The organism is Bradyrhizobium valentinum (genome assembly GCF_001440405.1).
GTDB lineage: Bacteria > Pseudomonadota > Alphaproteobacteria > Rhizobiales > Xanthobacteraceae > Bradyrhizobium > Bradyrhizobium valentinum.
The window spans coordinates 18979-28302 of record NZ_LLXX01000055.1 but is presented as its reverse complement, the minus strand read 5'-3'; the positions used below and the strand labels follow the sequence as shown (position 1 = coordinate 28302).

The following is a 9324-nucleotide window of genomic DNA, read 5'->3' as shown; positions in this document are numbered from 1 at the left end:
ATGGATCCCGGATCGGCGCTCGCTGTGCTCGCTTGTCCGGGACGACAGCGAGTTTGTGACGAGGCGCTGCAGCAGGCGCTAACATATGTGCAACTGCACAAATACAAGGCATCCGCCTCAATCAGAGCACGGCGCAAGAGGGCCATAACCACGTAGAAATACGCGCTTTTCCGACCCTGCGGCCGGATTTCCGGTTGGCACATCGATTGCTTAATCCTGTCTCAGTCAATGACGACTGCCGTCCTTTCGGATTGCCAAGGCCAGCGTTGGCCGAAGGCGTTGGGATCAAGCGGCCTCGCGTGAGGCGCTTCGAGCAGTCTTCGGGACCACCTCACGATAGCTCGCGCATCTCCAGTTCCTGATCGGGCGTGACCCCGCGTCGTTCTGTGCCGTTCAAAGGCGGCGCGGGATTTGTCGCGCACGAGGACGGCAAGATTTTTCACTTAATCGGTGCACGGCTGCGCAGCATCCGGCGCGCTTCAAACTTGTCTCGAAAGGGGAACTGGAATGGCCTATCTCGCGCCTTCGGAATTCGTGACCAAGATGGTCGACGCCGGAGAATCCAAAATCTTCATGTCGACGCGCGATACGGTCATCCGCGCCTACATGGCCGGAGCGATCCTCGCGCTTGCCGCGGCGTTTGCGATCACCATCAACGTACAGACCGGCGTGCCGATCGTCGGCGCCGCGCTGTTCCCGGTCGGCTTCTGCATGCTGTATCTGCTCGGCTTCGACCTGCTCACCGGCGTGTTCGTGCTGGCGCCGTTGGCACTGATCGACAAGCGCCCGGGCGTGACGCTTGGCGGCGTGCTGCGCAACTGGGGCCTCGTCTTCATCGGAAACTTCGCCGGCGCCTTCACGGTCGCCGTGATGATGGCGATCGTGTTCACCTTCGGCTGGTCCCAGCCGCCGGACAAGGTCGGCCAGGTGATCGGCACCATCGGTGAGAGCCGCACCGTCGGCTATGCCAATCATGGCGCGGCCGGCATGCTGACGCTGTTCATCCGCGGCGTGCTCTGCAACTGGATGGTTTCCGCCGGCGTCGTCGGCGCGATGATTTCCACGCACGTCAGCGGCAAGGTGATCGCGATGTGGATGCCGATCATGCTGTTCTTCTTCATGACCTTCGAGCATTCCATCGTGAACATGTTCCTGTTCCCGTCGGGTCTCCTGCTCGGCGGCAAGTTCACCTGGTGGGATTATTTGTTCTGGAACGAGATCCCGACGGTCGTCGGCAACCTCGTCGGCGGCCTCGCCTTCACCGGACTGACGCTGTACGCGACCCACGTTAGGACCGGCCCGTCGCGCAGCGCGTCGGCTGCGGCATCTTCGCGGCCGTCCTCGCGCATTGCCGCTTGATCTCAAGATGAGGATGGGCCTCTCCTCGCAAGGGGAGAGGCCCATTGTCGTGAAAGCCGGGAATGCCGCGCGAGCTGAAAATATCGGTCGGACAATTTTCCGATAAGGGAGCCAAGGAAACCAACCAGGATTTCCATGGCGTCCTGATCCCGGACGAGCCGCTGCTCAGCCTCAAGGGCGTTTCCATCGTGCTGGCCGACGGCATCAGCACGAGCAAGGTCAGCCGGGTCGCAGCGGAATCGGCGGTCAAGGGGTTTTTGACCGACTATTACTGCACCTCGGAATCCTGGTCGGTGCGCACCTCGGCGCAGCGCGTGCTGGAGGCGACCAATTCCTGGCTGCATTCGCAGACGCGCAGCCAGTATGCCTATGACAAGGACCGCGGTTACGTCTGTACGCTCTCTGCCATGGTCATCAAGTCGACCACGGCGCATCTCTTTCACATCGGCGATTCCCGCATCTATCGTCTCTCCGGCAACACGCTGGAGCAGCTCACCAACGACCATCGCATCGTCATCTCCTCCCAGCAGAGCTATCTCGGCCGGGCGCTCGGCGTAAATCCGCAGATCGAGATCGACTATCAGATGCTTCGGCTCGAGCCGGGCGACGTCTTTGTGCTCGCGACCGACGGCATCTACGAGCATCTTAGCGCCCGCCGCATTGCAAAGGCGGTGAACGAAGGCGGCGCTGATCTCGACGCGGCCGCCAAGGCGATTGTCGACCAGGGCTTTGAAGCTGGCAGCAAGGACAATCTCACCGTCCAGGTCGTGCGCGTCGACGAGGTGCCCGACGGCGCGGCAGCCGAAGTGTTCGCCCAGCCGCGTGAGCTGCCGCTGCCGCCGCTGCTCGAGGCGCGGGCGGTTTTCGATGGCTACCGGATCGTCCGCGAACTGCACGGCTCCAGCCGGAGCCATATCTATCTCGCCGTCGACATCGAAACCGATGAGGTTGTCACCATCAAAATTCCGTCGATCGATCTGCGTGACGATCCGGCTTACCTGAAGCGGTTCATGATGGAGGAGTGGGTGGCGCGGCGGATCGACAGCCCGCATGTGCTGAAACCCTGCCTGCTGCAGCGCAAGCGCAACTTCCTGTATGTCGCGACCGAATACATCGACGGGCAGACGCTGACGCAATGGATGATCGACAACCCGAAGCCCAGCCTGGAGACCGTGCGCGGCATCGTCGAGCAGATTGCCAAAGGGCTGCGCACCTTTCACCGCAAGGAGATGCTGCACCAGGACATCAGGCCCGACAACATCATGATCGATACCACGGGCACGGTGAAGATCATCGATTTCGGTTCGACCAGGATCACCGGCGTCGTCGAGGCTGAGCCATCAGGCATGCGCAACGATATTCTCGGCACGCAGCAATACACCGCGCCGGAATATTTTCTCGGCGAGCCGGCGACCTCGCGCTCCGACCTGTTCTCGCTCGGTGTCATCACCTATCAGATGCTGACCGGAAAGCTGCCCTACGGTTCGCAGATCGCGAACGCGCGAACGCGATCGCAGTTCAACAGGCTGGTCTACCGTCCAGCCTCTCATGGCGATCGCGACGTGCCGCAATGGATCGACGGCACGCTCGAGAAGGCCGTGCATCCCAATCCATACAAGCGCTATGACAGTTTTTCGGAGTTCCTGTTCGACCTGCGTCATCCCAACGCGAACTATCTCTCGACGTCATCGACACCGCTGATCGAGCGCAATCCTCTATTGTTCTGGAAAAGCACGACCGTGGTGCTGGCGCTGGCCGTGATCGTGCTGCTGGCGATGCAGCACGGGATGCACCGCTAGTTTCGTCTCTTCCGAACCCGGCTAGGTGTCATCGCGGGGATCGTGCGATGATCGTCGAATCGGGCGCCTGCCCGGACGCAGGGCAGCACGAGTGCTGCGAGCCGGGGCGCAAGCCTACTTTGCATGGGGTTGTTTTCGCGATTTTGTGTCCAGGCCCTGCGGTGCTTTAGTTCGTCGCGCCCGACGCGATCGGGTCCAGGCCGCTCTTGACGATCTCGGGGCGGGCGGCAGGCGAGGCCAGGAACTTGATCAGCGCCTTGCCGGCGTCGGGCTCCTTCGAGACGCTGGCGATCCCTGCGGAGAACACCGTGATCTTCTGCAGTTCGTCCGGCAGCGGGCCGACGATGTCGATACCTTCCACCGGCTTCAATTCGCTGATCTGCTGGAAGCCGATCTCGGCGTCGCCACGGGCGACGATCTCGCCGACGGGAGTAGCCGGAATCTTCCGCGCCTTGTCCTTCATCTCGTCGGCAATGCCGAGCTTGCCGAACATCTCGGTCGAAACATAGACGCCGCTGGCGCTGTCGGAATAGGCGACGGTCTTGACCGCCAGCAGGGCGCGCTTGAGCGCTTCCGCCGTAGAGATGTCCGGCTTCGGCATGCCCGATTTCACGGCGACGCCGATCGGCGACTTGACGAGATCGACGCTGGTGCCGGCGGTCACCTTGCCTTTTTTGGCGAGATCGTCGAGCGCATAGCCGACCATGATGAGGACGTCGGCCGGCTCGCCGCGCTCCAGCCGCACCGGAATAGCATTGGTGGTCGTGCCCATCGACGGCCCGTAAGCGGTCAGCACCTTGTGGCCGGTGCTGCGCTCGAATTCAGGAACCAGCGCCTTGTAGGCGGCCGACAGTCCGCCCGAGATCATCACGCGAACCTCGGCGGCGCCGGCCGTGACGGTCAGCAGGAATACGCTGAGAATGGCGAGTGTGAAGGCGCGGAAATTGATTGAAAGACGCATGATGGTTTCTCCCCGGGACGACTCTTGAACGGTCGGCCTTGAGAGGATGTTAGCGTGAGGAGGGGAGTTAGCCTAGCGCAGGCGTCATTCCGGGGCGCAAAGATGCGAACCCGGAATCTCGAGATTCCCCGGTGCGCAATTGCGCACCTGAGGTCTGGTCCTTCGGACCATCCCGGAATGACATCGCACCTCACGAATTCACGTGCACGAAATCCCGCAGCAGCGGATAGATTTCGTTGTTCCAGCGCCTGCCGGAGAACACGCCGTAGTGGCCGACGCCGGCCTGCATGTGGTGCACCTTGCGATAGGCGCGCACGCCGGTGCAGAGGTCCTGCGCCGCCAGCGTCTGCCCGATCGAGCAGATGTCGTCCTTTTCGCCTTCCACCGTCATCAGGCCCATGCGCCTGATCGAGGCCGGGTTCACCGGCCGGCCGCGATGCATCAGTTTGCCTTGCGGCAACAGATGCTCCTGAAACACGTCGCGCACGGTCTCGATGTAGAATTCCGCCGGCAGGTCCATGACAGCGAAATACTCGTCATAGAAAGTCTTGATGACCTCGGCCTTCTCCTTCTCGCCCTTTGCGAGATGATTGGCGAGATCGATATGCTGCTTGATGTGGCGCTCGAGATTCATCGACACGAAGGCGGTGAGCTGCACGAAGCCGGGATAGACCTTGCGAAACGCGCCCTTGCACTGCACCGGCACGTAATTGATCAGGTTCTTTTCGAACCAGTTGATCGGCTTGCTCCTGGCGAACTCGTTGACCTTGGTCGGCTGGATGCGCGTGTCGATCGGCCCGGCCATCAGGGTCAGCGTTGCCGGGCGGGCTGGATGGTTGTCTTCCGACATGACGGCAGCGGCGGCCAGCGCCGATACCGACGGCTGGCAGATCGCCACCATGTGCGCGCGCGGACCGATCTTGTCGAGGAAGCTGATCAGGTGGTCGGTGTAATCCTCCAGCCCGAACCGGCCGGCATGAAGCGGAATGTCGCGCGGATTGTGCCAGTCGGTGATGTAGACGTCGTGGTCCTGCAGCAGCGTCTTCACGGTGCCGCGCAACAGCGTTGCGAAATGGCCGGACATCGGCGCCACCAGCAGCAGCCGCGGCTGCTCCGGCGAGTTCTCTTTCTTGAAATGCAGCAGCGAGCCGAACGGGGTGGCGAAGGTGACTTCTTCGGTCACCTCCAGTTCCCGATTGCCGACCAGCACGCTGTCGATGCCATAGGCGGGCCGGTGATAGGTGAGGGAAGAGCGCGAGATCAGTTCGAGTGAGGCGGCGAGCCGGCCAAACAGTTTGTCGGAGACGCCCTGCGGCACGAGGTTGAGGTACTTCAGCGCCGATGCCGCCCCGGTCCGCCATGGGGCCATCAGGTCCATGTGGTTCTGATAGGCCTGGTACATCATTGACATCATTCACATCAGCCCCTGTCCCGTGATGCCATGCAATATCGACGCCAGAGCCGGGCTGGCCGCCTCTAAAACTGGCACGTGGCTTGCTGTATGAATGCCCGACGCACAGGCATTGGGCGGCGGCGCGGTCGGCCGTCCTTGCCTGGCAAAGGCGTTTTGGGGTTCGAGGGAAGGCCATATGGCGAAGACGACATTGACCATTTCCAGCAAGAATTACTCGTCCTGGTCGCTGCGCGGCTGGCTGCTGGCGAAATTCTCGGGGCTGGAGTTCGAGGAGATCATCACCGCCCCGGACGATGCCTCAGCGCGGGCCGAAATCCTGCTGCTGTCGTCGTCGATCCTGGTGCCGTGCCTGCGCCATGACGGCGCCACCATCTGGGACACGCTGGCGATTGCGGAATATCTCAACGAGGTCAGGCCGGACGCCGGCCTGCTGCCGGCGGACCGTATCCGGCGCGCGCATTGCCGCTCGATTTGCGGCGAAATCCATTCGGGGTTCACCACGCTGCGCGCCTCGCTGCCGGTGAACCTGAAGGGTCATTTCCCGGGCTTCAGGATCTGGTCGCGCGCGCAGGCCGATATCGACCGTATCAGCACCATCTGGCGCGAATGCCTCGCGGAGTCAGGCGGGCCGTTCCTGTTCGGCGAGCGCACCATGGCGGATGCGATGTACGCGCCCGTCGTCACCCGTTTCATGACCTATGACGTGAAGCTCGAACCCACCCTCGCGGCCTACGCCAGTACCATCATGGCGATGCCCGAGATGCAGGAATGGATCGAAGCCGCCAAGGCCGAGCCTGCCGATATCGAAGAGCTCGAGGTCGAATATTAGGCAAGCCTGGCGAGGCCTTGGCCGTTTGAAGCGCCCACGCAACGGGCAGGCTTTGCCCAAGCCGGTACCAGCCGTGGCCGGCGCAAGCCGGTGTTTGGGCCATTTTCCGTAAGCCGCTGAAACCGGATTCCCGTCTCCAGCCAAGCGGTTTTGTGTGCCGATGCCGGCGCTGTCGCCGCAGCGCAGCGCGGCTGGCGCGGATTTCGCATAGCAACATGCAGCCGTGAACGCGATGATGCGACGCTGCCGAAAATTTGGACGCACTTCGCACGGTCGCGATCTCGCGAACAAGAACCGTGGAGGCTTCGATGAATCAGCACGCCGTCGTCAGCAAATTCTCTCACGTCAAACCCGGCGATACCGAATTCAAGGGCGGAGGTCTGCGCGACTTCTTCCTATATCGCGATCTCGGCATCGCCGATGCTACCGGCGGGCAGGTCGTCTGCCATCTGGTCAAGGCCAATCCCGATTTGCCCCCCGAGCAAGGCACCGGCTGGCACAAGCACTTATGCGATTTTCAGATCGTGATCATGACCAAGGGCTGGGCGCGCTTCATGTACGAGGACAAAGAGACCCTGGTAGAGGCCGGAGACGTCATTCATCAGCGCCCAGGCATCACCCACTATTTGTTCGATTACTCGAAGGACATGGAATACCTGGAAATCGTAAGCCCCGCCGATTTCAAGACCGTCGATGTGCCGCCGGCCACCGACAAGGTGCCGCCGATCACTCCCTGGAAGTGACCGATGTCATCCCCCGAGGAATTAACCGTTATCGTCGGCCGCTGGCTGCTGCCGATCGTTTGTGTCCTTGATATGGTGCGTCGCCTGGGATGGCAGCCGACATCTAGCCGTGAACAAGGGAGTACGGCGCTAAATCAGTGATTCGGGCGCGGTTCGTTCCACCGCTGTTCCGAACCTTAAAGACACGCACGCGATCGTCGCATTCTGACACAATCGCGGGCTCGTCAGGCTCTATCCGCGGCATTTTCAGGTCGGGCACGCGGCAGCCGCCAGCCGACCACCGTGGCCTCGACCATGCCGCCGGTTCTGTCATTGCGCCATTGACCGTCGATCCAGCGGCAGGCGAAAGGCAGTTGATAGGTTCCGCTGTGATCTTCGCAAAGAACTTCCACCGGCAGGTTCGGCGGCGGGTCCCCGTTCCCGTCGAACTGCGCCAGCCGCTTTTCACGCGTTGCCATATAATCAATCTCCACTGCCGCGGCCGTCTGAGGTTCGCGGCAAAATCTATCCACCGTTAACGGAGCGAAGCACAACGCCTGAATGAGGTATCAGTATGGTATCACTGGGGTCGGGAGCCTGCCTCGCGCAAATTGCCGTGATAGATGTTCCCCGTGCGGGAGATGCTTTTGAAGCGAGGATTTTTGATGATTGCCACGATGGCCAGGATCACTTTCGCTTTCGTGCTGCTGATGGTCTCATCGCCGGCGACCGTTCATGCGCAGGACGTTCCCGGCATCGAGATCTGCACCGTGGAAAAAACCATGGAGCGGCGCACTTCTTGCCTGCAGAGCAATGTCGACTTCCTGCAGAAGACGATCACCAAGCTCACCACCGACCATCAGCAGAAGGTCGACGCCGCCAACCGGCAGATCGAGGCGCTGAAGGGCGCGGTCGTGAGTTTGCAGAAGGTCGTGAGCGACATGCAGGCGGAGCAGAAGAAGGCTGCAGCGCCGGCTGCGAAGGATGCCGCGCCTGCTGCAAAGGATGCGGCGCCTGCAAAGGACGGCGCAAAGTAACTGCCGTCACGCCCTCACGACACGCGGTATTGCTCCATGACGGCCTTGTCCGGTTCATAGCCGATACCGGGCCCCTGCGGCACCTCGACATCGCCATTGGCATCGACATCGATGCGGCCGCGCCAAAGACATGCGGCGCGCTTCATGGAGAACACCTCGACAAAGCTCGCGTCGTCGCGCAGCGACATCAACTGCAGCGTCGCCAGCAAGCCCGGCCCGAAATACGGTGAGTGCGGCGCAAGCCTGACGCCGAGTTCGTCGGCTAGCGCTGCGACCTTCAGATATTCGGTGATGCCGCCGACCTTGATGACGGAGGGTTGTGCATGGCTCACTGCGCCAGCCTGCATCATCTGCCTGAACTGATGAATCGTGCAGGCATTCTCTCCGGCCGCGACATCGAGCCCGCCTTTGGTTCGCACCGCGGCCAGCGTTGCAAAATCTTCCGGCGGCCAGACCGGCTCCTCGAGGAACATCGGCGCGGCGTCGCGGCAGGAGTGCGCAAACTCAATCGCATCCTCGCCATTCAGCGGACAGTTCAGGTCGACCATCAGCGGAATGCCGGGGCCGATCGCCTGCCGCGCGGCGAATACGGCAGGCGTTGTGGTCTCATGCAATTTGATCGCCTTGTAGCCCTGCCGCAGCGCGGTCTCGCATTCGCGTGCGATCAGCTCGGGCTTGCCGATCCGCAGCAGGCTCGCATAGGCGGGAATCCGCGCGCGCCTGGCTTCGCCGATCAGCCGGTGCAACGGCACGCCCTTCGCTTTGGCAGCAAGGTCCCACATCGCGATATCGAGCGCCGATATCGCGAACATGGTGATGCCGTAGCGGCCGAACAAATGCAGGTTGCGCTGGATCCGTTCCATGAAGGCGGGAATATCAGCGGCCTCGGGCACCTCGAGGCCCTGCGCCTGCGGCGCGATCATTTCCTCGATGGCCGCATAGCTCGTGCGCGGGCAGACATAGGCAAAGGCATCGCCCCAGCCGGTGATGCCGGCATCGGTGGAAACCTCGACCATGACGATTTCCAGCGCCGAAATGGCAGAAGCGCCTTGCTTGAAGCTCGCAACCCCCGCGTCATAGGGAATGCGGATATGATGCGCCCGGACGTTGGTGATCAGCATGGTTGCCCCCGAAGGTACCGACAGGACGGGTGGTATCATAACAAAATCGACGGTTCCCGATATGGCTTGGTGACCGCTATCG

At 61.9% G+C, this 9324-nt stretch carries 9 protein-coding genes; 5 read left to right on the top strand and 4 right to left on the bottom strand.

The window, feature by feature from the left end:
* The first annotated feature begins 507 nt into the window (after positions 1-507).
* Both CP49_RS09710 and CP49_RS09705 read left to right on the top strand, forming a co-directional pair.
* A complete protein-coding gene (locus CP49_RS09710) occupies positions 508-1359 on the top strand; it encodes a formate/nitrite transporter family protein (RefSeq protein ID WP_057850045.1) in 852 nt (283 codons plus the stop codon).
* Positions 1360-1421: 62 nt separating this feature from the next.
* Entirely contained in the window at positions 1422-3158 is a 1737-nt protein-coding gene (locus CP49_RS09705) for a bifunctional protein-serine/threonine kinase/phosphatase (protein ID WP_057850044.1), read from the top strand.
* Between the two features lie 166 nt (positions 3159-3324).
* On the opposite strand, the gene CP49_RS09700 is transcribed toward CP49_RS09705, so the two are convergent.
* Positions 3325-4119: a substrate-binding domain-containing protein gene (locus CP49_RS09700; protein ID WP_057850043.1), complete on the bottom strand. Its 795-nt coding sequence runs from the start codon at positions 4117-4119 to the stop codon at positions 3325-3327.
* Positions 4120-4309: 190 nt separating this feature from the next.
* Complete coding sequence (locus CP49_RS09695; protein ID WP_156438219.1) at positions 4310-5533, bottom strand: polyhydroxyalkanoate depolymerase; 1224 nt, start codon at positions 5531-5533, stop codon at positions 4310-4312.
* A 175-nt stretch (positions 5534-5708) separates the two neighbouring features.
* Here CP49_RS09695 and CP49_RS09690 point away from each other — a divergent pair, with 175 nt between their 5' ends.
* Positions 5709-6362 carry a glutathione S-transferase family protein gene (locus CP49_RS09690; RefSeq protein ID WP_057850048.1) on the top strand — a complete coding sequence of 218 codons (654 nt, stop codon included), beginning with the start codon at positions 5709-5711 and terminating at the stop codon, positions 6360-6362.
* Between the two features lie 308 nt (positions 6363-6670).
* The gene (locus CP49_RS09685) at positions 6671-7105 is read left to right on the top strand and encodes a cupin domain-containing protein (protein ID WP_057850042.1); all 435 of its coding nucleotides are present in this window, start codon (positions 6671-6673) and stop codon (positions 7103-7105) included.
* 224 nt (positions 7106-7329) lie between these two features.
* Here CP49_RS09685 and CP49_RS09680 read toward each other — a convergent pair whose 3' ends face one another.
* Complete coding sequence (locus tag CP49_RS09680; protein ID WP_057850047.1) at positions 7330-7563, bottom strand: hypothetical protein; 234 nt, start codon at positions 7561-7563, stop codon at positions 7330-7332.
* Between the two features lie 186 nt (positions 7564-7749).
* Here CP49_RS09680 and CP49_RS09675 point away from each other — a divergent pair, with 186 nt between their 5' ends.
* A complete protein-coding gene (locus tag CP49_RS09675; RefSeq protein ID WP_057850046.1) occupies positions 7750-8121 on the top strand; it encodes a hypothetical protein in 372 nt (123 codons plus the stop codon).
* A gap of 14 nt (positions 8122-8135) precedes the next feature.
* On the opposite strand, the gene CP49_RS09670 is transcribed toward CP49_RS09675, so the two are convergent.
* A complete protein-coding gene (locus CP49_RS09670; RefSeq protein WP_057850041.1) occupies positions 8136-9242 on the bottom strand; it encodes a mandelate racemase/muconate lactonizing enzyme family protein in 1107 nt (368 codons plus the stop codon).
* Between the last annotated feature and the right edge of the window lie 82 nt (positions 9243-9324).

What these genes read in the sequence shown, in the direction of transcription:
- CP49_RS09710 (WP_057850045.1), top strand. Translation starts at nt 508, where the DNA reads ATGGCCTATCTCGCGCCTTCGGAATTCGTGACCAAGATGGTCGACGCC.
- CP49_RS09705 (WP_057850044.1), top strand. Translation starts at nt 1,422, where the DNA reads ATGCCGCGCGAGCTGAAAATATCGGTCGGACAATTTTCCGATAAGGGA.
- CP49_RS09700 (WP_057850043.1), bottom strand. Translation starts at nt 4,119, where the DNA reads ATGCGTCTTTCAATCAATTTCCGCGCCTTCACACTCGCCATTCTCAGC.
- CP49_RS09695 (WP_156438219.1), bottom strand. Translation starts at nt 5,533, where the DNA reads ATGATGTCAATGATGTACCAGGCCTATCAGAACCACATGGACCTGATG.
- CP49_RS09690 (WP_057850048.1), top strand. Translation starts at nt 5,709, where the DNA reads ATGGCGAAGACGACATTGACCATTTCCAGCAAGAATTACTCGTCCTGG.
- CP49_RS09685 (WP_057850042.1), top strand. Translation starts at nt 6,671, where the DNA reads ATGAATCAGCACGCCGTCGTCAGCAAATTCTCTCACGTCAAACCCGGC.
- CP49_RS09680 (WP_057850047.1), bottom strand. Translation starts at nt 7,563, where the DNA reads ATGGCAACGCGTGAAAAGCGGCTGGCGCAGTTCGACGGGAACGGGGAC.
- CP49_RS09675 (WP_057850046.1), top strand. Translation starts at nt 7,750, where the DNA reads ATGATTGCCACGATGGCCAGGATCACTTTCGCTTTCGTGCTGCTGATG.
- CP49_RS09670 (WP_057850041.1), bottom strand. Translation starts at nt 9,242, where the DNA reads ATGCTGATCACCAACGTCCGGGCGCATCATATCCGCATTCCCTATGAC.